Here is a 24,798-nt window from a genome sequence, read left to right on the forward strand (position 1 = left end):
GGAAATCGTGTTCATTCCTCCCCTCTCCCGCAGCCCAAGTGGCCGCGTCGGACCGGCATCGACGGCAGTCGGACGGCCCGCGCTAACTCTAATGGGAATCATTTTCAAAAGGAAGACGGAGTCTGACAGCGTCAGGCGGCGCGGCGGGCGAGCAATCCGTGTCGTGGCGCGGCCAGCCAGGCGGCGAGGAACGCCGCGGTGAGCGTGAGCACGATGGTGCCACCGACCGGCAGGTCCCACGACCAGGAGACGTACAGCCCGACGAGCGCGCACAGCCCGCCGATCACCGGTGCGAGGACCATCATGACGGCGAGCCGGTCGGTCAGCAGCCGCGCCGTCGCGGCCGGCGTGACCAGCAGGGCCAGGACGAGGACGTTGCCGATGGTGCGCACCGAGATGACGACCGCGAGGGTGACCAGCACGTACAGGACCAGATCGAGCCAGAACACCCGCAGCCCCATCGACCGTGCGGACTCCCGGTCCAGTGACACGGCGACGAACTCCTTGTGCAGCAGCAGGATCGCCAGCAGGACGACCAGGCCGGTGCCACCGACGACGTAGACGTCCTCGTCCGGGATGCCGGTGATCGAGCCGAACAGGAACTGCTGCAGCGAGCCTGCATACCCAGGCGCGCGGGAGATGATGACGATGCCGAGGGCGAACGCGGCCACGAAGAAGACGCCGATGACGGAGTCCTCTTTCAACCGCCGGTTCTGCGCGAACACCGCGACCAGCACGGCGGTCAGCACGCCGGCGGCGGTGCCGCCGGCGACGAGGTTGCCGGAGATGACGAACGCGACGGCGAGGCCCGGGAAGACCGAGTGCGCGACCGCGTCGCCGATGAACGCCATGCCGCGCAGCACCACGTAACACCCGACCACGCCGCACACGGTCGCCGACATCACCGCGATGAGCAGCGCCTTGCCCAGGAAGGCCAGGTCCGGGTTGAACAGGTCGGCGACGAACTGCACCGGCGACATCAGGCGACCGCCGTCTCGGTGTCCAGCATGACGGGGTCGAGACCGAGCATGGTGAACAGGTGGCTGCGCTCCCCGACCTCGAAGGTGTTCATCCAAACCTGCCGCTCACGCAGGTCCGCCGGGCGCCCGTCGGCGATGACCGTGCGGTTGAGCAGCACGAGGCGGTCGCAGTCGTGCATCGCGGCCGGCAGGTCGTGCGTGGCCATCAACACCGCGTACTCCTGGGCCAGCGTGCTGAACAGTTCGCCGAGCAGTTCCTGGGTCGGCATGTCCAGGCCGGTGTACGGCTCGTCCAGCAGCAGCACCTCCGGCCGGACGGCGAGGGCGCGGGCGACGAGGACCCGCTGCCGCTGCCCGCCGGACAGCTCACCGACCGGACGCCGGCGCAGGTCGCTCAGGCGGACCCGCTCCAGGGCCTCCCCCACCGCGCGCCAGTCGGCCACGCCGGGCCGGCGCAGCAGCCCGATCCGCCCGGTGCGGCCGGCGAGGACCGCCTGCTCGACCGAGATGGGAAAGTCCCAGGTGAACTCGTGCCGCTGCGGCACGTACCCGATCGCGGCGGCACCCGGCCGCACCGGCCGGCCGCCCACGAGGACCCGGCCAGACCTGGGCCGCACCAGGCCCAGCATGCAGCGCAGCAGCGTCGTCTTGCCGGCACCGTTCGGGCCGAGCAGCCCGACGAACTCCCCGGCCGCGATGGCCAGGTGCACGTCGCGCAGGACCGGGCGCCCGCCGAGGTCCACGTCGACACCCTCGACGGCGAGGGTCGCCGTCGCGCTCACGACCGCGCCTCCGGCTCGTCGATGGCCCGCCGCCGCGCGCGTGCCCCGCGGATCGACAGCCACACCAGCAGGGCCACGAGCAGGACCGCCGCGGCGACCAGCGCGACCGTGCCCACGCCGGGACCACCGGCGGCACTCTCCCGCGCCGGTGCTGCGGCGGCCGGCGGCGTCGCGCCGGTGCTGGGCAGCCTCCCGGCGAACGCGGCGGTGAACGCCTCGTCAGCGGAGGCACTGTCGCCGACCGCGAAGCGCAGCATGTCCCGGCCGGACACCTGCCGGCCGTCCACCAGGTCGGCGGTGATCTCGATCGCCAGCAGGTATACGCCGGGTTTGGAGAAGATCCAGTTCGCGTGGGTGTGGGTGTTGGTCTCCACCCAGAGCGGCTGCGGGTACGGGCGGGCGGAGTGCCACAGCACCTGTGGCGCGCCGAGGTTGCCGGACTGCAGGTAGGTGACCACGCTGCCCGGACCCTGCACGCCGAGCAGGTGCATCGTCACGCCCCGCGTGACGGAGGCCATGACGCCCGGCTCCTGGGTGTTCCAGCCGAGCCAGACCACGTCCTGGTTCTGGGTCTGCGGCACGACGTACACCGGTGTCCCCGCGGTCTGCTCAAGAAACGCGTACGCCGGGTCGTCCGGCACCCGCTCGATCGCCGCGTCGCGCACCCGCAGCACCACCTCGGACGGCTGCCGCCATACCGACGGCACGGCCGTGCCGTCGTGGACCTGGATCGTCCATCGGTTGTCCTGGTACCGCGGGCCGAGGTCGACATGACCGGCCTGCAGCACCGTCCGCCCGGACGCGACCGGCTGCCGCGGGTCGAGGCTCTGGTTCAGCCCGTCTGGCGAAGGGCTCGGCGCCAGCGCCAGCGTTGTCGCCGTGATTGCAGCCAACAGGGTTTTCATCTGCTCAGGCATTCCTTCAGGGAGGCGGCGTTGAAGCGCATCATCCGCACGTAGGTGTTGACGGTCCGGTCGAACGCGTCGCCGTAGATCGGGCAGACCCGCACACCCTGCTCCCGGGCGACCTCGGCGAGCGTGGAAGATCGGGCGCGCAGGTTCGGTTCGAGGAAGACGGCCCGCACGTGCAGGTTGCGGATCGTTTCGGTGAGCTTCCGCCGATCGGCCAGGCTCGGCTCGGTGGCGGGGTTCGGCGTGACGAATCCGGCGACCGGGATGCCGTAGGCATGCGCGAGATACGCGAACGCGTCGTGCGTCGTCACCAGGTAGCGGCTGGCCGGCGGGATCGACGCGATCGTCTCGGCGACGTAGGTGTCCAACGCGGACAACTCGGCCAGGTAGGCGTCGGCGTTGCGGTGGTACTCGGCCGCACCGGCTGGGTCGACGCCGATCAGCGTGTCCCGGATCAGCTCGACGTAGGCCTGCGCGTTGCCGACGTCCTGCCACAGGTGCGGATCGATCTCGCCGTGCACGTGCCGGCCCAGCACCGCCTGCGGGAGCTGGTATACCCGCGCACCGGGACGTCCGAGAAACCGGTACCCCGGACCCGCCGGGATTTCCTTCAGCGCCTTGTTCGGCACCTCGATGACCGTTGTGGCCGGATCATAGATGTGCTGCCGGACCTCACCCCCGCCGTGCGGGTCCGCGTACACGTACAGGCGCCGCTCGTCCACGTCGACGGTGATGTCGGCGTGACCAGCGCCGAGCACCGTCGTCGCCCCGAGGCCGTGCGTCTCGACGCCGACCGCGAAGGTGAACGTCTGGCGGCCCAGCTCGACCGGCTTGGTCCCCTGCGCCACCGCCAGCCGGGCCTCCATCGTCACCCTGTACACACCGGGTTTGGTGAACGCCCAGCTCATGTGGGTGTGCGCGTCCGGCGGCAGGGTGGTCGTGTCGTCCTTGAAGCCGTTGGACGCGTCGAAGCCGTCGGTCGAGTTGATGGAGAACTCCGGCGCGCCGAACGCCCCGGTCAGATACGCCACCAGGTCGCCCGGACCGCTCACGCCCGTCGCGGACAGCAGCACGTCCGAGGCGCGGGTGGCCTGATACTGGGCGCCGGTGCCCCGCACCCGCATGCCCAGCCAAATCGTGTCGAGGGAGGCGTCCTCGACCAGCGGGATGATCTCGGCGGCGTACCTGGTGGCGCCTTCGGCGAGCGAGATGCTGGGCACGCCGTCGCGAAGGTTCGCGTCCAGCGTCTTGATCACACCCTGCGTCTCCAGTAACAGGTAGTTGCTGAAGGCCACGTCCGCGTAGACCACGTTGCGCACGTCCCGCAGCGTCGGCTCGTACGAGTGCGCATCGGCGTTGTCCGGTACGAGCGAGTTGACCAACACCCGGTCACCGCCGACGTTGCGCACCAGGTCGGCCAGGATCCCGGTCGTAGCGACCACCTGCACACGATCGTCGGAGTCGCTCAACGACACCGGCGCCGTGCATCCCGACGCGAGCAGCACCGCCACGACGGCGGCTACGCTGCGGATCCGGATCGGCATCGGAGCCGGGTGGTCAACCATTCGCCGCTTCCTCCGCCTTCCAGACTAACTAAAATGAAATCCGTTTTCGATAGACTAGTCGGACGGTGGGGTGCAGTGGAAGCCCCCGCGATCAGTCGCCGCCGACCGTGCCGACGCCCCCTGCGTCGCCATGTGCCGCGGCCGGCCGACCCGGCAGCGTCCCGGGCCGGCCGGGGCGAGCAAGACGTGATCGCCCGGGCGGCCGATCCGGCGGCAGGAGGCGCACCCAACTGCACGCGCGGCGGCACGATCTCCGTCGACCGATGCGACGAACTCCGCCGAGTTCAGGCGGCGCGGCATCTCCGCCCGCTCGGCGCGCGAAGATGCGGCGTCAGGACCCCGGCCACCGTCAGCCACCACCGATTCCACGGCCGCTCCGCGTCGGGCGCTGGCGCGGGCCGAGCGGGCCCGGCCGCCGCAGGTGCGGCCGGGTCCACTGGCGTCAGCTCGACCATGAGCAGCACCCCGCCCGGCGCGGGGACCTGGTGGATCTCCCGCTACAGCTGCCCGACCCTCGCCTGCGGAAAGTCGTGCAGCGTGATGACGGCCTGCACCACCTCGTGCCGGAATGCCGCACCGCTGATTCCAACCGACGCCGTTAATGTGTCGGCCTGGACGACGGATGCCATGAGTTCCGGGCGGGCCAGGGCCAGCAGCACCAGGTACGCGTCGATCAGGGTGGCGTGCACGGCCCGCTACTGGCGCATCAGTGCTTCCAGCGCACGGCCCGCGCTCCGCCTCCGAGGTCGAGCACCGACCGTAGTGGGCGGCCCAGCATCCACTCTGCCTCGGCACATCCGGCGGCAATCAGGCCAGCACGGCCGGGCCGGCAGCGCGCCGTCAAGGCCTCACATGGGCGCCGGCGCCCCGTCGCGCCGGTCACCGAACGGCCTCCGTCACGACGGCACGCACGACGTTGCAGACCCATCGGAATCGCCATACTAGAATCGATAACCATTTTCAATACCAAGATGGACTCGTTCAGTCAACGACCGCTACACCATCACCCGGCAATGCCCGCGCACGCCTGGCAGGTACCGAAGATTTCCAGCGTGTGCCCGACATCGGTGAACCCGTGCTCCTGCGCGACCCGGTCGGCCCACCGTTCGACGGCGGGGCCTTCGACCTCCACAGTGGCGCCGCATTGGCGGCAGACCAGATGGTGGTGGTGCTGGCTGCGGCTGCACTTGCGGAACAGTTGCTCACCGCCGGGCGGTCGGGTCACGTCGACCTCACCCGCGTCGAGGAGCAGTTGCAGCGTGCGATAGACGGTGGTGAGGCCAACCCTGGCGCCCCGCCGCACCAACAGGGCGTGCAGTTGCTGCGCCGTGCGGAAGTCCGGCACCTCGTCCAGCAGCGTGAGCACCTCGGCGCGCTGCCGGGTGTTCCGGCTCGTACCGGCCAGCATGTCACTCATGAGCATCTCCCTCGACCCGCACCGCCCCGGCGCTGCGCTGCCGCCCTGGGCGCCGCAAGTGTATGCCCTGTTCACGGACGGCTGCAGCCAACCGATGGTGGCACGTCGCGCCGACCCCGGGTGCGCCGAGTCGCCGGCGTACTCGGGCGGGCGGTGCTGTGGGTCGGCAGTTCACGCAGCTGCAAATCATTTGTGTCAGCCGATCCCGCCGAGTAGACCGCTGTAGCACCGCAGGTGTGCGGTGCGGATCGCGGGCGGGAGCTGTCACCGTCAGGCGGACGCCGGTTGTGGCTGTCCCGATCTCGACGCCCAACCGCCGCCAAGATCCACAATCGCGGCCTCGGTCACGTCGAGGGCGCGCTGTTCGAACTCGGCGAACGGTTCGGCCAGTGCGAACGGGCTTTCCGGTGAAGGCCTCGGTGACCTGCTGCCGCATTGGCCCGAGGCAGAGCCGGACCACGGGGTGGTCCTCGACGCCGACGAACGAGCGCATGGTCTGCGCAAACGAGTTTGCGACCGGACCGATCCCGCAGCCCTGATCGCGGGCGACGGCCGGTCGATCGGCACTTGGATGCTCCGGTCGTTCATCTCGACATCGTCGCGCTCGGGGTCCGCCACGGTCGCGAACTGATGAACTGATCCCCGTATACTCGCATCGCTTTCGATGATCACGGGGAAGGTGCGGGACGATGCGGGTCTTCATGTTTGCCGGGGTTGCCGCAATGGTGCTGGCACTGGGTGCCGGGTGCGCCGGCCAGGGCGGGGAGAGCGACACGGCCGCGTCAGTGGCCGCCACGAGCGCGGCCGCGTCGCCGTCAGCGGCAGGCGGCGACGAAACCTGCGACCCACTCAAAGCATTGCAGGTGCAGTATTTCGATAAGATCATCGCTGGGTTGCAGAAGGCTTCGCAGGCGGCCCAGAGCGGCGACTCGGCCGGCGGCGCTGCGGCGCTCGCGGAGGCCCGGAAACTCGCCACCGAGTGGGCCGGCAAGCTGGAGCTACTGTCCGGCCAGGTCGCCGACCCGGAACTGAAGTCGGCGGTGACGCAGTTCCTGGGGCAGCTCAAGCAGTTCGGCACCGGCGAGGCGAACATCGCCCAGATTCAGACCGCTGGACCGGCCCTGACCTCCGTGCTACTCAAGGCCTGCCCGTAGGTAATCCAGGGGGCAGGTCTGGGGCGAAAGCAGGGTCTCGAGACGCGCCCAGTCCATCCAGCCTCTCCTTGCGGGCACCGACTTCCGCAGGGCATCTTCGATGTTGAGCTCGACGGCAGCAGCCGTCTGTGATCAACGACCGGGAACGCTGGTCAGCTCGGGCAGGCCGGTCAGTTGAGGGAGACCTTCAGTGCGCCAAGGCCCTCGATTTCGGACACGACCTCATCGCCGGGCTTCAGCCAGCGGCGTTGCTCCGGCGGCTGGGGTTGGCCAAGGATCACCCTGTGGGTGCCGAGAACTACGTCCGCCCTAGTCACGGCGGTTTGGTCGTCGTGAGAAAATCTTGCGTGAGGTGCCGCCGTGCTGGGCTGGTCGCGTCGGGACGGCTGGTCCGCGAGGATGCGTGGTTATGTTGCTGCGACTGGCTCCTCGCCGGCCTCCGCCACGGACTGCCCGCCCTACAGCCGGCAACAGCCGCAGCACCGCGCCGCAATGCCCGTGGTTTTCGCCAGGCCCGAGTGCGACAATGCTTTCCCATTCATCGCACTGTTGGATCGACGCCGTCAGCAAGTGAACAAAATCGACCATCTTGATCTTCAACGCGCCAGGTCAGGAAGTGTCGTCCCCGCGCACGCGGGGGTGGTCCTGCGAAGACTGCGGCGTGTCATACAACGCCGACGTCGTCCCCGCGCACGCGGGGGTGGTCCTGAGGATTCCCAGGCAACAGCAGAAGAACGCCTGTCGTCCCCGCGCACGCGGGGGTGGTCCGGGGTGGGAAGGACACCGGTCCTTACACCCAGTGTCGTCCCCGCGCACGCGGGGGTGGTCCCTCGCAGGGCGAGCCGCAGATCCGCTGGATCAAGTCGTCCCCGCGCACGCGGGGGTGGTCCCTTCTACGTGGGCGCCGCGCCGATCCGGTACCGGTCGTCCCCGCGCACGCGGGGGTGGTCCCACCACGCTGACCGGCGCCCGCGCGTACCTGCTGTCGTCCCCGCGCACGCGGGGGTGGTCCATCACGTGCGCATAGCCACCGAGGTAGACGAAGGTCGTCCCCGCGCACGCGGGGGTGGTCCGGGCTGGTTCTGCCCGGCCCAGAAGACGGACCCGTCGTCCCCGCGCACGCGGGGGTGGTCCGCTGTGTCACCCACAGCGCTTCATCGGCGTCGTGTCGTCCCCGCGCACGCGGGGGTGGTCCCCGAGTGCCATGGCTGCGGGATGATCGCGCTCAGTCGTCCCCGCGCACGCGGGGGTGGTCCCTGCCGAAAGGCGAGGAAGTCGACAACGAGCTCGTCGTCCCCGCGCACGCGGGGGTGGTCCGCGTTCGGCTGAGCGAGAAGTGACGGGTTCCGCGTCGTCCCCGCGCACGCGGGGGTGGTCCCCGGGTGGTCTCCCCCGGCATCAGCGGGCCACCGTCGTCCCCGCGCACGCGGGGGTGGTCCGTGCGGGCCGGCCGACAACGTGTACGGCCCGAAGTCGTCCCCGCGCACGCGGGGGTGGTCCCTCCGGGTCAAGCTTCAGAATCCGAGACAGGCCGTCGTCCCCGCGCACGCGGGGGTGGTCCGTCGTTGCAGTAGGGCTCGACGTACACACCCGAGTCGTCCCCGCGCACGCGGGGGTGGTCCGATCGGGCGGCCCTGGCCGTCGAGGCACAGGCGGTCGTCCCCGCGCACGCGGGGGTGGTCCTCGCTTGACGCCGATGCGCTGGTCGCGGGCGGAGTCGTCCCCGCGCACGCAGGGGTGGTCCCGGGATGGGCGGCTCGTCCCGCTGGTGGACAACGTCGTCCCCGCGCACGCGGGGGTGGTCCCTTCCGGGGCCATGCTGAACTCGCCGCCCGACGGTCGTCCCCGCGCACGCGGGGGTGGTCCCGGGAGCGCGCCACCGTCGCCATCTGACACACTGTCGTCCCCGCGCACGCGGGGGTGGTCCGGACGGCGAGGAGATCGGCGACCCGCTCATGAGGTCGTCCCCGCGCACGCGGGGGTGGTCCGGTCGGCCGGGTGTTCGACCAGTACCCGAACACGTCGTCCCCGCGCACGCGGGGGTGGTCCGTCGATCAGGCCCGCGTCGGTCATCTGGTGGCCGTCGTCCCCGCGCACGCGGGGGTGGTCCGAGGACATGAACTCCGACCAGGACCAGCGGCTCGTCGTCCCCGCGCACGCGGGGGTGGTCCTGATCCGTCACTGCAACGGGCAAGACCCCAACCGTCGTCCCCGCGCACGCGGGGGTGGTCCCTGCCGTACGCGCTGCGGCGTGAGGCGCAACGGGTCGTCCCCGCGCACGCGGGGGTGGTCCGGACGAGCTGAAACTGTGGGGCAAGACTGAGCTGTCGTCCCCGCGCACGCGGGGGTGGTCCGGCGTGGGCCTGCTCGCCGGGCTCCGCAACCCGGTCGTCCCCGCGCACGCGGGGGTGGTCCGAACCGCGGCCCCATCTCATCGCCTTTCAAGCGGTCGTCCCCGCGCACGCGGGGGTGGTCCCGTTTGATCTATTCTCGTCGCATGGGACGGCGCGTCGTCCCCGCGCACGCGGGGGTGGTCCGGGCGTACCCGCATCCCGCAGGCGGGTGCACAGGTCGTCCCCGCGCACGCGGGGGTGGTCCGCTGCGATCGCGCTTCCTGGAGAGCGGCCGGGAGTCGTCCCCGCGCACGCGGGGGTGGTCCGCCGTCGAGCAGCAGGGCGAACGGGTTGGCGCTGTCGTCCCCGCGCACGCGGGGGTGGTCCGTCGATGAGGCCTTCCATGCCGGGGATCACCGCGTCGTCCCCGCGCACGCGGGGGTGGTCCCAGGCTGGCGTCGACTTCCGTGCCATGGGCGGGGTCGTCCCCGCGCACGCGGGGGTGGTCCGAAGATCAAGGATGCCTTCCTCGGCGCCCTCGAGTCGTCCCCGCGCACGCGGGGGTGGTCCGGATGGGCGTCGCGCCATCAATGGCCCCGGCCAGTCGTCCCCGCGCACGCGGGGGTGGTCCCGTTCCCCGGCACTGGTGCCGGCCCGTGTCGACGTCGTCCCCGCGCACGCGGGGGTGGTCCCGGCAAGTCGATGGTCCGGTTCATGACCAAGACGTCGTCCCCGCGCACGCGGGGGTGGTCCTCCCGACAACGAATCCACGTGCACGATCGAGGTGTCGTCGGCATCGACACCCCACGCGGTCTCCGTCGAGGCGATCGGCAGAATCGCCGCTTCTCTATGGCTACGAGTTGTCGTTCGCGGGGGCCATCGTCACGGCTGGCGGCGTGCTATCGCCCGCGCGGATCTCAGGAGGTGCTCGTGCGCGCGGCGGTGTTGCGGACAGCCGTGGTTGCGGCGGCGGTGCTCGGCTCGGCGATTCCTGCTGCGCCCGCGTTGGCGAAGTTGCCGTACGGGTCGGACTTCGGCGTAACGGTATCGGACACCACCGGTGCGCTCGGTGAGACCGTCTCGGTGCAGTACAAGATCACCAATAACAGCAATGCGTGGGCTTACTACAATGACGTGACGATCGAGGTCCGCAGCCCGTCGGGGATGGTGCTGGCCGACTTCGACATGGCGTATCCGGCGGTCCGCTGTCCGGTCCTGAAGCCCGAGGTATTCGCCCAGTGCTCCTCCACGACCCGATTCCCGCCGGAAGCAACGGTGTCGCTGGAGTTCCGCATCACCAACGTCAGCGCGCCCGCCACAGGTATCAAGGGCTACGTCAAGGTGATCGTGTACGGCGACCTGGTGGCGGACAACAACCTCGCAGTATTCACGTTCCGAACGGTTGCCGGGGAATCGACGCCGACGGCCGGGGTCAGCACCCCCGCGTCCACCCGATCGCCGACGCGCACTGCGGGTTCGGCGAGGCCGAGCTCCAGCTCCGCCCGCCCGACCGCATCCCCAACGGCCATGACGGAAGAGCTCGTCGCGGTCACCACCGACGTGGCGACGCCGACGGCCGAGCCGACCGATCCCGCGCAGGCACCGCCGGCCAGTTCAGCAAGTCGGTACGTCCGCTGGATCGGCGGTGGCCTCTTCCTTGTCGCGCTCGGCACGCTCGGTGCGCTGATCGTGTGGCGTCGCCGCCGGGGCTCGGAGTCGTCCGCGTTTCATCCGTAGGTTCAGGGTTCGAGTCCAGGCTGCCCGGCGTGCGCTGCCCGGCGGCCAGGGCCTCGATAACCAGTTCCGTGCGCATGTACTCGGCGGTCGCATAGCCGGCCAGTCGCCACGCGTGCAAGCCGATCAGGTAGCGAGGTGGAGGAACCCGCGTTCACCGACGGGCAGGTGATGTCGCCGCACCAGCCGGGTGTCGGACGCGGCCGGGTCGGTGCGGAAATCCCGCTGCACGAGGTCTGGACGCCCGACCGCGGCTGGATCCGGGATCGTGGTGACCCGCCAGCGACGTGGGGTCTTGCCCCGACGGCCGGTGGCGCGCCGCATTCAGGCGGTGGCGGGTGTCAGGTGGAGCGGCCGTTGGGGTAGACCACGCGGAACCCGAGGTGCTGTGCCAGCGGTGCCCAGCGGGCCGTCTTCATCAGCCGCTCCAGGCTGTCGACCCGGGTGCCGTTGACGAGGTTATTGAGCACGACCGTCTCGAGCGCCGCGGACTCGATCCAGTCGATCTCTTTGGTGAACCCGCAAATCATGGCTGCTTTGGTCTCGCGCAAAACTCGGCAAGTGTCGTGTCGGAGGCACGCAGTGCCGAACAGCTGCCGAAGTAGAGCCGCTTGCCTTCACACCTGCCGCCCATCCAGCTACCCAGCTCGGCAAGCCCGACCGTGTGGGCGTCGGACAGGTGCAGCCTGGTCGGCGCCCCGTGCAGCGCGAAGAACCCGACGTGATACGGCGCGTACTTGCGAGACAGCCAGGTGTCGAGGTAGAAGCGCAACTCCTGCGGGGTGGCGGTGTCGCGGTGGATGTACCGTATGGCGTCCAGCCGCTCCAACAGTTCCAGCGTCGGCAACACCGACCCCCGGGCGGCGAGGTCGTTCTTCCAGCTGCCTTCTACACAGAACTCTCCGCCCGGCCTGGCCACCACGTCGTCTCCTGTCGTCGCGTCGGGTGGTCTATCCTACGAACGCCGTCGCTGCTTCCACTGCCGGAGGCAGAGTCCGGTAGCACGCTAGGGTCCGGGCGAGGCGATAGGAGTCCGTGCCGGTCTCGACGCTGTTGCTGCCGAAGGTGTTCCCGTTGACGACTGTGGCGCAAGCCTTGGATCGGTGAGGGTATAGGTCCAGGCGTCAGACTCGGTCGGTGCAGCCCGGGGTCAGGTGGTTGACGAACTCGTCTCGACTGTTCTCGCGGGCGTCAGCCTGCTCGACCAGGATGTCGTACACAGCGCCCGCCTGCTCGACAGTCAACAGCCCGCTAACGGCGCCTCCCCGGCCAGCTGCGCATCGCGCTCGTCCAGCCGAGACCCAGGCAGCCTGAAGGACCGGCGGTGGTGGACGCTCAATCCATGCGCCACACACCCTGCGGGGTTCCAAAACGTCCTGACGGTCGTTGACCTGGGCAGACGTGCGTGGCATTGCTTCGACCTGGAGCGTGATCGGAATCGTGTCGTTGCGGCTGCTGTACCTCACCTTCTGCCGGGTCGTTGGATGGTTGATCCTGTTTGCCCGCGACAACGCGAGTCTGGAGGCGGAACTGCTCGTGCTGCGTCACGAGAATGCGATCCTGCGGCGGGCGAACCCAAGACCGACGCTCGACTGGGCTGACCGGACGGTGCTCGCCGCGTTGATCCGCCGGCTGCCGCCAGCGCTGCGGTGGCATCGGTTGGTTACGCCGGCAACGGTGTTGGCCTGGCATCGTCGGCTGGTCGCCCGCCACTGGACCTATCCACATACCTCGGGGCGGCCACCGATCGATCCCGCCGTGGTGACGCTGATCGAGCAGATGGCCAGGGACAATCCCGGCTGGGGATACCAACGCATCCGGGGCGAGTTGCTTGGCCTCGGCCACCGGATCGGCGCGTCCACGATCCGCCGGATCCTGAAACGGGCCGGGATCCTGCCTGCTCCAACCCGCCGCAACCATACGACCTGGCGGCGGTTCCTGCGTACCCAGGCGTCCACCCTGTTGGCCTGCGACTTCTTCCACGTGGACTGCGCGGTGACCCTCAAGCGCTGCTACGTCTTCTTCGTCATGGAGGTCGGCAGCCGGTATGTGCACGTCCTCGGGGTGACGACGAACCCGGACGGCGCGTGGACCACCCAGCAGATCCGTAACTTGGTTATGGACCTGGGCCAGCGGGCGGATCAGTTCAAGGTGCTCATCCGGGATCGGGCGGGGCAGTTCAATGCCGCGTTCGACGCGGTACTCGCCGACGCCGGCGTAGTGGTAGCCAAGATCCCGCCGCGTTGTCCCCGCGCGAACGCCTACGCCGAACGCTTCGTGCTCACCGCCAGAACTGAGGTCACGGACCGAATGCTCATCGTCGGTGAGCGGCACCTGCGCCATGTCCTGGACCGATACGCCCGGCATTACAACAGCTGGCGCTCACATCGGGCAGTCGATCTACAACCGCCCAAGCCGACACGCCCTGTCGTCGACCTGGCCCAAGAGAGGATCAAGCACCGGCCAGTCCTCGGCGGCCTCATCAATGAGTACGAACGAGCCGCGTAGAACTGCAGGTCATCCTGTGCGGTTGGGTTATGGAACCCCACAGGCGCTCCGTCTCCCGTCTCGATCAACCAGCGCGATCGATTTGAACACGTTCGGGAATCATTTCTCGTAATTTGAACTCGATCATCTTCAGAACGTCGTCGTCGGGCAGGCTTCGGACAACGCCTAGGTCGCGGGGTTGGTGGAGTATTGGCACCCCACACGCATGACACACCCACCGTGACCAGCGGCAACACCGATCACGCCACCCGCCACTATGGGATGCTGCGTCAAACCGGCAAGGCCGGATCAACCGAAAGAACTCACCGGTCCGTAGCTTTGGGATGCCTGGTGCTGGCGTAGGTGACGATCACGCGGCGACGGGCAGTGTCAACCAGGTACCAGATCCTGGCTCCGCCGGTGACCTCGTACTGCCATTGCGGAAACACGTCGCCGTTGTACTTGCCGGTGGCAAGGTCAAACTTTAGGGGATGATGCTTGTCCGTGGGCGGAGCCGGCTGCGGGTTGCTTGTGATCGCGAAATATGCGGTCCGGGTAGCGCTGGCCGCCTGGCTACATAGGTCCTGCCAGCCCTTGATCGCCTCGTTGCTGCCGTAGATCAGGTCGTAACCGTCGACTGCCGGCGGTGGGGCAACGCGTTCGCCCCGCTTCGGGCTCACGCAGCCTCCGGGACCGGAACCTTGCCGTGGTCGGCGTGCTCCGCAGTCAGCGCCGCATAGGTGTCTGGGTCGCTATACGCCTCGGCGGTGTGCTCCCACTCGATGAGGATCTGCCGAACCGAGGGAGGGCTCGGGTTGTCCGCGTGGGTTGCGTCCTCGAGTTCGCGTAGCATCTCCACGCGGGCGTCCAGAGGTAGATGACGCGCCCAGTCGAACGCCACGGTCACGGCGTCAGCGTTGTAGTGCTGCAACGCCAGCATCAATCGGGCCATGGCAACAGACGGCCCCTCGTTGACGTTCTGAACAAGGGCCATCACGGGTTCGAGGATCCGGCGACGGACCTCTTCGCTTGGGAGTTGCTCGACAGCCTTGATGATTTCCAAAGCGGCGTCGAGTTGGCTGACGGAGGCAGCGACCGCGCCCTCGGCGGCCTGCTTGCGGGCACGCATGAAGGTCTCAAGCGGTGTTAGCGCCGCCACAGGCTGTCCATCGCGCGACAGCAGCACGACGTTGCCCGCCTCGACAGTGTCCATGGCTTCTTGAAGCTCGGCATCGTCGTCGGGCAGCTCATACATTGCCGCCGCTGTCATGCGCCCACGGTACCGCCACATCTGTGGTGACTGCTATCAACGCTGAGTAGTGCACTGGACTTCACACCGCGTCGAAAATGGTGATTCAGCGGGTGAATTGTCCACGTGGCGACGAGCCACCACAGGTCTACGTTCGGCACCGAGATGAGCGCCGCACCCGATCCCCGCACCCCACGTCGGGGATAACCTGCGGCGATGGCCCTCAAGGATGATCCGACCAAGCCGTCCCGGAACGTCACCGAGGCTGCCGTCGACCTCGCCACCTGCCTGTCCACCGACGTGCAAGTCGACGCGCCGCACGTCCTCGCGCCGCTACTCGTGACGGGGGCGGGCTGCATCGGGTTACGGACGAGCTGGCCCGAGCGTCGATCTCCGTCGACGAGGAGGCCGCCGCGACGCTCCGCTCCGGCATGCCGTGGAGCATTTTCCTGAGGTGAAGGACAACCTCCGAGCTGCCGAAACGAGCGGCTCGGGGCACCCGTGCACGGGCGGCCGCCCGGCTCCGGCACACCGAGCTGACCTGCCAGTTTGCCGCTAACTAATCCCAGACTGGCAGCAATGACTCAGCGCCCGGCCGCTGTACGGCGCTGGAGAGTCGCGAATCCGCAGGTTGGACCGCTCCGAACCACCGCGTTAGGGCTGGTCAGAGTTGTGGGCCGGACGCATCACCATGCGAACCCTATAGCCACGTTCGCGGGCGACCCGCTTCCACTGCCTTTGAGCAGGTCACGGCGTCGGGGTGATGCCCGATGACTCATGATCGCAGTCGTCATGACACCGTTCTTGCCCGTCTCGGCAAGCATGATCCGTTCGGCCACGCGCTCCGGGAGGCGCTGGCCCCGCCCACGCCGAGGGCGGTCCAATCGAGATTCGTGATCGAATTCGTCGCTCACCTGCATGACTCGCTGACCGACAGCTTCGTGACCGAGCCGGAGGCGTACCAGACCTTCGTGCGGACCATCCCGATGCTCAACGCCTTCCTTCCCGAGGGGAGGCGGCGATGACGGACGAGCACAACCGATCGCCGACCCGGTTCGTCGACGCCGAACAGATCAGCCCATTCCGGGTGCTGCTCGATCTGCACGATCGAGCGATCGGACGTCCGGCGACGCGGAGCCGCCATGACGTCCTGGCGGAGCTGGCGCTCGCTGCGGCGGTCGTGTTGTGGTGGACCCGGTGGCAGCCGATGTCCATCCATGCTGCGCTGCGGGCCGGGGCGGACCTGGCGGACATCGCCACCGCGACCGGACTGGAACCAGCGGAGGTAGTCCGGCGGCGGACCGACGTCCAGACACAACTGGTCATCGGCGGACGTCCGGCCGTGGACATCGAGGAGGTCCGGACCATCCGGCGGCGGCTCCCGGTGAGGGTGAACCGATGACACCCACGAGGGTCGCCCGAAATGTCAGCACGGCAGCGGTGGCGACGATCGCGGCGTGGTCCTCATGGAGTCACATGGTCCACGTCGCATTGCGGTACGGTGAGCGCCCGGAGGTCGCGTACGTCCTGCCTATCTCCGTCGACGGGATGCTGATCGTGGCGTCCGCCGCGATGGTCGAGGACAAGCGCAACGGGAACCGTGTTCGCTGGTCAGCGCGGATCGCTTTTCGCCGCCGGTGTAGCGGCCAGCGTGGCAGCGAACATCGCCGCCGCCCAACCCACCATCGGTGCGCGAATCGTCGCGGCCTGGCCAGCCGTGGCGATGCTCCTCGTGGTCGAGATGCTCTCCCGCGCCAAACCAGCGGACGCCTCCACGAAGACTCCATCCCCGGACGACGGTGACCCCGGCGAGCGCACCGACCACTCCGAACCTATCGCCATCGATGAGTCACTGGAGGTGCCTGCCCAGTTGGCGTCCGACCCCGTCACGACGTTAGGTCCGCACACAGACGGTGCTGGCCCGTCTGCGGATGCGTCACAAAGCAGTCGCCGGCGCCGCCGCTCGGGTCCGACAGCGGACGTTGTCACAAGGATGCTGGCTGAACGTCCGGACGCGCGTCCCGCGGACATCGCCGCCGAGGTCGGCGTAACCGAGCGACATGTCCGTCGCGTAATGACGTCCGCCTCCACCGTTGCATCTGTTACAGGTTCGAACCGGAACAACCAAGAGGATGACGGTGCCATCTGACAGCGATTGAACGTCCGCTTAGTACAGGACCACCCCAGTGCCCCGGCGGGAGCGCAGGCTCGAGTCCTGCCAGGGGGACTCAGAACATCGCACCCGTCCGACGGCTCCCGCAAGCCGTCTCGTCTAGCGATCGAAGAACGGGTTGCTGGGCCCGTCGAGGCGGTGCGGTTCACGCGTGCGCCGGTAGCCTCATGCCGAGGTGGGTCATCGACGGTGAGTCAGGCCGGGCTGGCTGTCAGAAGGGACGTGGACGAGCGGCGGTTACCTGACGGCCGATGCCTGTGCTGTTGTACCGGTACCGGGCCATCTCCTCGGTGACACGGTACGTGCGGGCGATGTAGGCCGCGTTCAGCCCGGCGCGAGCGGCCTTCAGCAGTAGCGGCCTGGGCAGCAGGATTGTGCCGCCGAGTGCGGTGGCTTCTTCCTCTTGGTCAGGTCGGCAGGTGCGGAAGGGAACCTCGGCCACGATCCGGATCTCGGTCAGCTCGTGTTTCAAGATCAGATGTGACAGTTCGTGGGCTATGTCGCTGGCTTGCCGGCCTGGCGGGCCAGGGCCGCCGGGCCGGGACGATCGGTTCGCTGCTGCTGGCGCTGGCCGGCCGTGACGGCTGTCTGCGGTTCGCCGGTGGTGTCGGTACCGGCTTCCGCGACGTCGACCTGCGTTACCTGCAGCAGTTGCTGGCCCCCGCTGCGGCGCGGCACCGAGCCGGCGCCCCGGGGTACCGTGCGAGCACGCCCGCGGCGCGACGTGGGTGGAGCCGGTGATTGCCGGTGAGGTGGCCTGCCGCACGATCACTCCGGACGGACTGCTGGCCGGTTCCTCGCGATCGCGGGCCAGGGCGCGGGCGGTTGCCGAGAATTCGCGAACGCGCTTGAACCTGCGAGGCTCGCCGGGAGTATGTGGTGCGACAGGGAGGTGAGCAGTGACCCAGTCCGACACTGACTTCACGGACTACTTTGCCTTGCGCGCGACGACGCTGCGCCAGTTCGCGTATGCGCTGTGCGGGGACTGGCACACTGCCGAGGATCTGGTGCAGACGACGTTCGTCCGGCTGTACCTGAACTGGCGGCGCCTACGACGGGACTCACTCGACGCATACACGCGCCGCGTTCTGGTCAACGTGTTCCTGTCGCACCGCCGCGACCGGCGCCGAGAGAGGGTGGTGGCCGAACCCCCGGAGGTGTCCGTCACGGATGCTACCGATGCTAGCGGCCGCGAGGAGGTTGGCCGCGCTTTGCAGCGGCTTCCCGCCCGACAACGTGCCGTCGTGGTGTTGCGCCACCTCGAAGACATGTCGGTCGCCGAGGTGGCCGATCTGCTCGGCATGGCGGAAGGCACCGTCAAGAGCCAGACAGCCCGTGGGGTCGAAGCACTCCGCCAAGCGCTGAAGACGCCCGCCCCGGCGAAGGAGCGATGATGGACGATCGGTTGGTACGCAACGCATTGCTCTCCTACATCGCGGAAGGCCCGCCGATGGACACCACCTCCGCGGCGGTGCTGGCGGCCGGTCGCCGTGCTCGTCGCCGACGCCGCACGGGCGTCGGTGCCGCGACCGTAGCCGGCATAGCAGCTCTAGTGGGATTGGCGCTGGTCGCGGCCAACACGTGGCCAGGGGCGACGGCGACGGTGGAGCTGCCCGCGGGTCCGGGCTGGACGGCGCTCGACCCGTCACCGTTCTGTGCGGCGGCCGCTGCACCCGCCGGACCACAAGTCACCACGCCGACCGGCGCGGCCAGCGAGAAGAGCGGGTCCGTCGTAGCGTCGCCGACGGAGCCTACGGAGCACGCCGCGGCGCGGCTGAGCTGCTATCTGCTTCGCGAGGTTCCGCAACGGCTGCCCGGCACCACCTTCTACCGAGGCCGAGGCACTCCCGACGGCACGCTGCCGTTGCAGGTGCACCTGGGGCGTGCCGTCGAGCCCTATTTCACCTCATCCGCGATCGTCGCGGACCGGCGCGGCGTCGGCACGATAGGCTTCGGGTTCGCGCCGGCTCAGGAGTCGCCGGGCACGGCGACGGCAGATTGTCACGCTCCAGCATGTAAGGTGCGAACCGGCCCGCACGGTGAGGTCGTCACCGTCGTCTCGGCCGGATCCGGCCGAGACGGGCAGCGCCAACTCGTCAACGTGCGCGTCTACTTCGGTCAGACCGTCGCATTCGCGAGCGCCTCGAACACGAACGCCGTGGACGCGGCCACCGACGAAGCCGGCGTCTTCGAGGATCTCCCGGTCGGGCGGCCCGACCTGCCACTGAGCGTCGATGCACTCATCGACCTCATCGCGACGCCGAACCTAACCCTATTTCCGTGAGCCGCTGAATCGCCGCGACCGGCTGTGCGGCATTCGGCGCACGACGAACGGCCATAAGGCGAACAAAACATGAACTCCTTATTACCGCAGGTGGGCCTGCCAAAGTGCGTAACCGCCGCCAAATGCGAACTCGTTTAATCCCTAAAGAACGATGACCGGGACTTAGGCGCAGCTCCCAGGCGGGACACTCAGAAGTCGACAGACATCTACCGTGTCAAATTTGCGATGCAGGTTCCGCAGTCCCATCACTCAATGTGTTCTTGTCGGCACTTACACGACTGAGTACCTTCTCGATACGAGGACGCGGCAGCGGTGGTGGGCACCGCTGCCGCGCGGTCATCACCGACTGTCGAGAGAATGGAGTCTCGGTGACAACTCCACGAAGACTAGCCGGACTGGCGGTCTCCGCCACACTTGGCGTCGTCGGCCTGCTGGGGCTGCAGACACCCGCCCAGGCCAGCACATCTCTGTCCAACGTCTACGAGCACGCGGACTGGGGCGGCCTCGCCAAGACCTTCTACCACGGCAGCGACGGTTACGTCTGCACAGGCTCCGTCAGCGACGTCGACCTCCAGTTCTCCTCCATGCCGTCGGGTTGGGACAACCGAGTTTCGTCGTTCTACCAGTTCGCGACTTGCTACGCGAAGCTCTGGGAGCTCACTTGGTACCAGGGCGCTAGCCTCGGCTACCAGGGCACCACCTCGTGGGTGGGCCCGGTAATGAACGACCAGACCAGCTCCATCCAATTCAGCTGATCATTCGTTCGGGGAAAACAAGATGATGAGCCCAATCAGATGCGTACGGAAGTCCGCATTGGCAATAGCGACAATCTTGCTGGCTGTGTGCGCATCTGGTTGCGGTCCTTCGGAACCTGACATCGGCCCGATTCCCACCATTCAAAACACCTCCGAGTTGGTGCTGCCGCTCGACGCCTACCAGCTGAGCGAGAAGGAGTACGTCACCGTCCAGCGCGCCGCCTGGCGGCTGATTCGCGATTGCGTACAACGGTTCGGCGGTGAATACACGGTGCCCGAAGGACTAGTCACCGCGGACCTGCCCCGCTTCGAGCATGCGAATGAGCGCCGGTACGGTCTGTTCGACGCGGATTCCGCAGCGGCTCGCGGCTACAACATTCCCCCGGACCTGCAACCTGTCGGCCGGGACAAGAGCGCTGGCTGGAACCCTTCGGAAGCGGAAAAACTGCTGGTCCGCGGCGTTGACACGTCCGGTGGATCGCCCGTTGCCGTCGAGCTTCCAACCGACCGTGACGGCAAGAGGCTCCCCGTCGACGGCTGCACGGGCGAGGCCAACCGGACGCTGGGGGGCGGCCAGCAAGCCTCGGTCGACACGAGTCTCGGCAACACCTTGAGCCTTGATGCGGGCAAGCGCGCGGAAGCCGACAGCCGGGTGCGTGATGCCATGCAGCAGTGGGGCGACTGTATGGCGCGCCGCGGCTACTCGTATTCGACGATCTGGGAGCCGAACGACCGCAAGTGGCCTGAACCTGCCGGTGATGAGGAGATCGCGACCGCGACGGCAGACGTCGCCTGCAAGAAGGAGACCAATCTGCTCGGCGTCTGGTTCGCGGTTGAGTCGGCCTATCAGCAACGGATCATCGACGAGCGGATTCAGGAGCTGACCGCGGTGCAGATGATTCTGCAGACGAGGGCGAAGAACGCTGCCGGTGTGGTGAGCGGAGGCTAGGCATGACTGCCGCGACCGATGGCCCCACCAGCCGACACGACACAGCCTCATCGGCGTTACCTAACCGGCGGAGGGTGTTGCGGTGGGCGCTGGTGACCGTCGGCGTCACCGGCGCCGGTCTGGTTGCCTCGCGCTGGGTGCGTTCGCCGCAGCAGCTCATCGCCGACCAGCAGCCGCCCGGCCTCACCACCATCACCGCGCCTGTCGAGCGTCGGGTGCTTAAGGACACCGTCGTGTTGCGGGGCAAGGTTCAGGCCGGCCAAACCGTCGATGTGACCCCCACACCGCGGTCCGGGGATCGAGCAGTGGTTACCGCCGTTCGCGTCAAAGCGGGCCAGTCGTTCTCTGCCGGCTCGGTGATGCTGGAGGTGGCGGGACGGCCGCTCTTCGCATTTCCGGGATCCATCCCGGCGTACCGGGATCTCCATCCAGGGGCGTCGGGTAGGGACGTGGCTCAGCTCCAGGCGGCCTTGAAGTCGCTGGGCTTCGACCCCGACGAGACCGCCGGGGAACTCGGCCAGGGCACCAAAGACGCGCTGACCTCGTTCTACCTGTCACGCGGTTACCACGTTCTGGTCGATGGTGACTTGCCGGTGCTCAACGCCGCGCGTGACCGTGTTCGCGGCGCCAGGCGCGCGCTCGCCGACGCACAAGCCGAGCTCGATCGCCTCCGCACTCCGACATCGCCGGGTCCGTCACAAAGCCCTGCGTCGCCAAGCCCCACATCGTCGAATCCCGGAAGGCTCGACGAGATCGCGCGGGCGCAGCGGCAGGTCGAGTACGCCAAGGAGGATCTCGAGTCGGCGAACGCCGCGCTCGCCGAGTTGGAGCGCACGACTGGGCCGATGCTCCCGTTGTCGGAAGTCGTGTTCCTTCCGCAGCTCCCGGCCCGGGTCGAAAAGCTCAAAGCCGTGGTCGGAGCCGACGTGACGGCTCCGCTCATCACACTCTCCGGCGGCGCCCTCGCCGTCGTCGCACGGCTGAATCCCGGCCAGCGGGCCCTGGTCAAGCCGACGATGCCCGTGGAGATCTACTCCGAAGTTCTGGGCACCAGCGCCACGGGCACCGTGTCGTCGATCGGTGAGCTGGAAGCGGACGAGACCGGCACGCGAAGCCACGCCATGGTGGTCGAGCCCTCGGGCGGCCCCTTGGACGCCAAGTACGCCGGACAGGACGTCCGGCTCACCGTCGCGACGGCATCCACCGACGGCGAGGTCTTGGTCGTGCCCGTGTCTGCACTGTTCGCCGGTGCTGACGGCCGCACTGCCGTGTTCCGCGAAGACCCCGATGGCAAGCAGGTACGGGTTCTGGTCACCGCCGGAGTTTCCGGTGACGGATACATCGCGGTCACCCCGATCGAAGGGACACTCCAGCCGGACGACCGAGTGGTCGTCGGTTCAGCGCGGGGAACCGGCGGGTGAACGTCACATCAGCTGAGCTCGCCCAGCCGGTGATCGAACTGGTCGGCGCCAGTTTCACCTATGCGGGACCGCCTCCGGTAGCGGCGCTGCACCCCTGCAACCTTGTGGTTGCCAGTGGCGACCATCTTGCGATCGTCGGGCCGTCCGGCTCCGGCAAGTCCACCCTGCTCAACATCCTGGGTCTACTGGACCGGCCGACGGCCGGCCGCTACCTGCTTGACGGCCTCGACACGGCCGCGCTCCGCGAGCCGGAACGTACCGCATTGCGCGGCAGCTCGATCGGCTTCGTGTTCCAGGCGTACCAACTGCTGGCCCACCGTACTGCCCTCGAGAACGTCGCCATGGCGTTGATGTACAACGGTGTGCCCAGGGCCAAGCGTGCGGCCATTGCTGCCGAGGCGTTGCACCGGGTCGGACTGACGAAGCGCCTGCACACCCTGCCGTCGCGGTTGTCTGGTGGCGAACAACAACGGGTCGCCATCGCCCGAGCGCTGGCGGTGAGTCCACGACTGCTGCTTTGCGATGAGCCCACGGGAAATCTCGACAGCACCAACGCCGACGGCGTCCTCGACCTCATCGCCGGCCTCCACGCTGACGGAATGACCGCCGTGACGATCACCCATGACCCGGCTGTAGCGGCGCGAGCTCCCCGTACGGTAACGATCAAAGACGGTATGCTCCTCGATCCCGTCGCGGCGCAGGAGACCGCCGTATGAGACAGCGCCCGGCCCGAGCCCGACCCCGGCTCTCCGTCCACGATCTGCTGAGCGAGGCACTGGCGGGCATACTGCAGCGGCCCGGCCGGGCCGCCTTCACCGCCTTGGGGACCGTCCTCGGCGTCGGCGCGTTCGTCGCGGTCGTGGGCCTCACCGCAACCGCCGGAAGCCAGATCAGCAAACGATTCAACGCGCTCATGGCGACCGAGGTGACCGTCGAGGCCGCCAACCAGGAGGGCACAGGCACCACCAATCCATTTCCGCAGGACGCAGATGCGCTGGTCCGGGCGATCAACGGCGTTGTCGACGGCGGTGTGTGGTGGGTGATCGACGACCAAGGCAAACTGCCGGTGACGGGGGTACCGATCCCGGGCGCACGGGCAAGCACCGGCACGCCGATTCTGGCCGCCTCGCCCGGCCTGGTCCGTGCCCTGCGCCCGACGCTGCGCGAAGGCCGGCTCTACGACGACTTCCACGATGCCCGAGCCGAGCAGGTCGTCGTGCTCGGCGCCGCCGCGGCCCACGAACTCGGGGTCGCCTCACTCGCCGGCCACCCCGCCGTGTTCATCGATGGCATCCCGTTCACCGTTGTCGGCATCCTCGACGGGGTCGCACGCCAGGCCGACACTCTCTTCTCGGTGCTGGTACCGCAGCGCACCGCGGCGTCGCTCTGGGGTGTGCCGAGCCTGGAGCATCACCCCAAGATGCTCATCGAGACCAGAGCCGGCGCGGCCGGCGTCACCGCGGCGCAGGTGGCGACGGCACTGCGTCCCGACGCACCGGACCTGTTCAAGGTAACCGCGCCACCAGATCCGACCCAGCTGCGCGACCAGATCTCGTCCGACCTGTGGATGCTGTTCATCCTGCTCGCCGGCGTGTGCCTCGTGATCGGCGCGGTCGGCATCGCCAACACCACGATGGTGGCGGTCCTGGAGCGCGTGCCGGAGATCGGTCTGCGACGGTCACTCGGAGCGCAACGTCATCACATCGGCGCCCAGTTCATGCTGGAAACCGCAATGTTCGGAACCGCAGGAGGGCTCATCGGCACGAGCGTCGGGGTCGTGACCGTGGTCCTGGTGTCGCTGGTCCAGCGGTGGACGGCGGTACTCCACCCGGCCGTCGTACTGACTGCGCCGCTCATCGGGACGCTCGTCGGCCTCCTCGCCGGGATCTACCCAGCGTGGCGCGCGGCCAAGATCGAACCCGTCGAGGCGCTGCGCCGATAAAAGCGGACAGAATGGTCGCGTGACGTTCGAACGGCTGGATCTGCGGTTGCCTGTGCGCCACGCCGGGCTCCGGCCCCTGCGCGTGCCGAGTATGCCATCCGGCCTGGTGAGGAGCCGTGTCGCCGAGGATTCCGTGATCTTGATTCTGACGGTGATGCGGTTGGGACCGCCGTCGGTCGCTGGGCATGATGGTCGATCGCGCTGCTGCGATCGACGTATCTCGGGGTGACGAACATCTTCGCGATGCTCCAGCTGCTACCTTCGTCGCGGCTTGTCCGGACTGCGGGAGCACGTCGACTCGGATGCACAGCCGGTATGAACGCACGGTGGCGGACCTGGGGATCGGCGGCCGGCAGACGCTGCTGCGCTACGGGTGCGGCGGTTCTTCTGCGATGAGCAGGCGTACGGCCGTCGCACCTTCACTGAGCAGGATGCGGGGTGACCGGCGCGTTGCACACCCGTACCTGCCACAGGGTCGCGCCGGAGAAGATCGCCCTTGCTCTGGGTGGCCGGCCCGGGGCACGGCTGACCAGGCGGTTGGCGGCGGCGGTGTCCCCCACCCACGACGTTGTCGCAGCTGATCAAGCAGCGTCCCGAGCTGCCGTATGCCTGCAAGGGCGGGGTCTGCTCGACCTGCCGCGCCAAGATCGTGGACGGCCGGG

24 protein-coding genes, 2 pseudogenes and 1 CRISPR repeat array are annotated in these 24,798 nt (G+C 68.4%); of the genes and pseudogenes, 16 read left to right on the plus strand and 10 right to left on the minus strand.

From position 1 onward, the window contains the following. Positions 1-131 precede the first annotated feature (131 nt). The 6 genes from ABZS66_RS36130 to ABZS66_RS36155 all read right to left on the minus strand — a co-directional run bounded on the left by ABZS66_RS36130 (position 132) and on the right by ABZS66_RS36155 (position 5,655). The gene (locus ABZS66_RS36130) at positions 132-980 is read right to left on the minus strand and encodes an anchored repeat-type ABC transporter permease subunit (protein ID WP_354765734.1); all 849 of its coding nucleotides are present in this window, start codon (positions 978-980) and stop codon (positions 132-134) included. Beyond that, on the minus strand, positions 980-1,723 hold the full coding sequence (locus tag ABZS66_RS36135) for an anchored repeat-type ABC transporter ATP-binding subunit (RefSeq protein ID WP_354765776.1): 744 nt from the start codon (positions 1,721-1,723) through the stop codon (positions 980-982). Before ABZS66_RS36135 ends, ABZS66_RS36130 begins: the two co-directional genes overlap by 1 nt. Before the next feature lie 35 nt (positions 1,724-1,758). After that, complete coding sequence (locus ABZS66_RS36140) at positions 1,759-2,667, minus strand: choice-of-anchor M domain-containing protein (RefSeq protein WP_354765736.1); 909 nt, start codon at positions 2,665-2,667, stop codon at positions 1,759-1,761. Further along, positions 2,664-4,238, minus strand: coding sequence for an anchored repeat ABC transporter, substrate-binding protein (locus ABZS66_RS36145; RefSeq protein WP_354765738.1), 1,575 nt, complete (start codon positions 4,236-4,238; stop codon positions 2,664-2,666). Before ABZS66_RS36145 ends, ABZS66_RS36140 begins: the two co-directional genes overlap by 4 nt. A 497-nt stretch (positions 4,239-4,735) precedes the next feature. Continuing rightward, a complete protein-coding gene (locus ABZS66_RS36150; RefSeq protein WP_354765740.1) occupies positions 4,736-4,927 on the minus strand; it encodes a hypothetical protein in 192 nt (63 codons plus the stop codon). Positions 4,928-5,241: 314 nt separating this feature from the next. Further along, on the minus strand, positions 5,242-5,655 hold the full coding sequence (locus ABZS66_RS36155) for a transcriptional repressor (RefSeq protein ID WP_354765742.1): 414 nt from the start codon (positions 5,653-5,655) through the stop codon (positions 5,242-5,244). A gap of 689 nt (positions 5,656-6,344) precedes the next feature. On the opposite strand from ABZS66_RS36155, the gene ABZS66_RS36160 reads away from it, so the two are divergent. Next, positions 6,345-6,809 carry a hypothetical protein gene (locus ABZS66_RS36160; protein ID WP_354765744.1) on the plus strand — a complete coding sequence of 155 codons (465 nt, stop codon included), beginning with the start codon at positions 6,345-6,347 and terminating at the stop codon, positions 6,807-6,809. Between the two features lie 618 nt (positions 6,810-7,427). Further along, positions 7,428-9,895: direct repeats of the CRISPR family, unit length 28 nt; unit sequence GTCGTCCCCGCGCACGCGGGGGTGGTCC. Between the two features lie 177 nt (positions 9,896-10,072). Beyond that, positions 10,073-10,879: a hypothetical protein gene (locus tag ABZS66_RS36165; protein ID WP_354765746.1), complete on the plus strand. Its 807-nt coding sequence runs from the start codon at positions 10,073-10,075 to the stop codon at positions 10,877-10,879. Positions 10,880-11,217: 338 nt separating this feature from the next. Here the strand turns inward: ABZS66_RS36165 and ABZS66_RS36170 are convergent. Further along, positions 11,218-11,795: pseudogene (locus ABZS66_RS36170) on the minus strand (hypothetical protein). A 509-nt stretch (positions 11,796-12,304) separates the two neighbouring features. On the opposite strand from ABZS66_RS36170, the gene ABZS66_RS36175 reads away from it, so the two are divergent. Beyond that, positions 12,305-13,384 (plus strand): integrase core domain-containing protein, encoded by a 1,080-nt coding sequence (locus ABZS66_RS36175; protein WP_354765748.1) that lies wholly within the window; start codon positions 12,305-12,307, stop codon positions 13,382-13,384. A 302-nt stretch (positions 13,385-13,686) separates the two neighbouring features. On the opposite strand, the gene ABZS66_RS36180 is transcribed toward ABZS66_RS36175, so the two are convergent. Further along, entirely contained in the window at positions 13,687-14,043 is a 357-nt protein-coding gene (locus ABZS66_RS36180; protein ID WP_354765750.1) for a hypothetical protein, read from the minus strand. After that, entirely contained in the window at positions 14,040-14,633 is a 594-nt protein-coding gene (locus ABZS66_RS36185) for a hypothetical protein (protein ID WP_354765752.1), read from the minus strand. The genes ABZS66_RS36180 and ABZS66_RS36185 overlap by 4 nt, the downstream gene beginning before the upstream one ends. A gap of 749 nt (positions 14,634-15,382) precedes the next feature. On the opposite strand from ABZS66_RS36185, the gene ABZS66_RS36190 reads away from it, so the two are divergent. The 3 genes from ABZS66_RS36190 to ABZS66_RS36200 all read left to right on the plus strand — a co-directional run bounded on the left by ABZS66_RS36190 (position 15,383) and on the right by ABZS66_RS36200 (position 16,415). Then, a complete protein-coding gene (locus ABZS66_RS36190; protein WP_354765754.1) occupies positions 15,383-15,637 on the plus strand; it encodes a hypothetical protein in 255 nt (84 codons plus the stop codon). Beyond that, positions 15,634-16,014 carry a hypothetical protein gene (locus ABZS66_RS36195; protein ID WP_354765756.1) on the plus strand — a complete coding sequence of 127 codons (381 nt, stop codon included), beginning with the start codon at positions 15,634-15,636 and terminating at the stop codon, positions 16,012-16,014. The genes ABZS66_RS36190 and ABZS66_RS36195 overlap by 4 nt, the downstream gene beginning before the upstream one ends. A gap of 74 nt (positions 16,015-16,088) precedes the next feature. Further along, complete coding sequence (locus ABZS66_RS36200) at positions 16,089-16,415, plus strand: DUF2637 domain-containing protein (protein ID WP_354765758.1); 327 nt, start codon at positions 16,089-16,091, stop codon at positions 16,413-16,415. A gap of 581 nt (positions 16,416-16,996) precedes the next feature. Here the strand turns inward: ABZS66_RS36200 and ABZS66_RS36205 are convergent. Next, positions 16,997-17,257 (minus strand): ImmA/IrrE family metallo-endopeptidase, encoded by a 261-nt coding sequence (locus ABZS66_RS36205; protein ID WP_354765760.1) that lies wholly within the window; start codon positions 17,255-17,257, stop codon positions 16,997-16,999. A gap of 8 nt (positions 17,258-17,265) precedes the next feature. On the opposite strand from ABZS66_RS36205, the gene ABZS66_RS36210 reads away from it, so the two are divergent. The 10 genes and pseudogenes from ABZS66_RS36210 to ABZS66_RS36255 form a co-directional block, all read left to right on the plus strand. Next, positions 17,266-17,526 carry a hypothetical protein gene (locus ABZS66_RS36210; protein ID WP_354765761.1) on the plus strand — a complete coding sequence of 87 codons (261 nt, stop codon included), beginning with the start codon at positions 17,266-17,268 and terminating at the stop codon, positions 17,524-17,526. Positions 17,527-17,684: 158 nt separating this feature from the next. Beyond that, positions 17,685-18,179, plus strand: a complete 495-nt coding sequence (locus tag ABZS66_RS36215) for a SigE family RNA polymerase sigma factor (RefSeq protein WP_354765762.1) — start codon at positions 17,685-17,687, stop codon at positions 18,177-18,179. Beyond that, the gene (locus ABZS66_RS36220; protein WP_354765764.1) at positions 18,179-19,069 is read left to right on the plus strand and encodes a hypothetical protein; all 891 of its coding nucleotides are present in this window, start codon (positions 18,179-18,181) and stop codon (positions 19,067-19,069) included. The genes ABZS66_RS36215 and ABZS66_RS36220 overlap by 1 nt, the downstream gene beginning before the upstream one ends. Before the next feature lie 368 nt (positions 19,070-19,437). Beyond that, positions 19,438-19,824, plus strand: a complete 387-nt coding sequence (locus ABZS66_RS36225) for a hypothetical protein (protein ID WP_354765766.1) — start codon at positions 19,438-19,440, stop codon at positions 19,822-19,824. A gap of 160 nt (positions 19,825-19,984) precedes the next feature. Further along, positions 19,985-20,773, plus strand: coding sequence for a hypothetical protein (locus ABZS66_RS36230; RefSeq protein ID WP_354765768.1), 789 nt, complete (start codon positions 19,985-19,987; stop codon positions 20,771-20,773). A 92-nt stretch (positions 20,774-20,865) separates the two neighbouring features. Beyond that, positions 20,866-22,194: a hypothetical protein gene (locus tag ABZS66_RS36235; RefSeq protein WP_354765770.1), complete on the plus strand. Its 1,329-nt coding sequence runs from the start codon at positions 20,866-20,868 to the stop codon at positions 22,192-22,194. Next, positions 22,191-22,910, plus strand: coding sequence for an ABC transporter ATP-binding protein (locus ABZS66_RS36240; RefSeq protein WP_354765772.1), 720 nt, complete (start codon positions 22,191-22,193; stop codon positions 22,908-22,910). Before ABZS66_RS36235 ends, ABZS66_RS36240 begins: the two co-directional genes overlap by 4 nt. Then, positions 22,907-24,136: an ABC transporter permease gene (locus tag ABZS66_RS36245; RefSeq protein ID WP_354765774.1), complete on the plus strand. Its 1,230-nt coding sequence runs from the start codon at positions 22,907-22,909 to the stop codon at positions 24,134-24,136. Before ABZS66_RS36240 ends, ABZS66_RS36245 begins: the two co-directional genes overlap by 4 nt. Before the next feature lie 188 nt (positions 24,137-24,324). Beyond that, the gene (locus tag ABZS66_RS36250; RefSeq protein ID WP_354765778.1) at positions 24,325-24,717 is read left to right on the plus strand and encodes a transposase family protein; all 393 of its coding nucleotides are present in this window, start codon (positions 24,325-24,327) and stop codon (positions 24,715-24,717) included. Continuing rightward, positions 24,696-24,798: pseudogene (locus ABZS66_RS36255) on the plus strand (2Fe-2S iron-sulfur cluster-binding protein); the annotation flags it as partial. The gene ABZS66_RS36250 and the pseudogene ABZS66_RS36255, both read left to right, overlap by 22 nt.

This window comes from Dactylosporangium sp. NPDC005572 (genome assembly GCF_040605515.1).
GTDB lineage: Bacteria > Actinomycetota > Actinomycetes > Mycobacteriales > Micromonosporaceae > Dactylosporangium.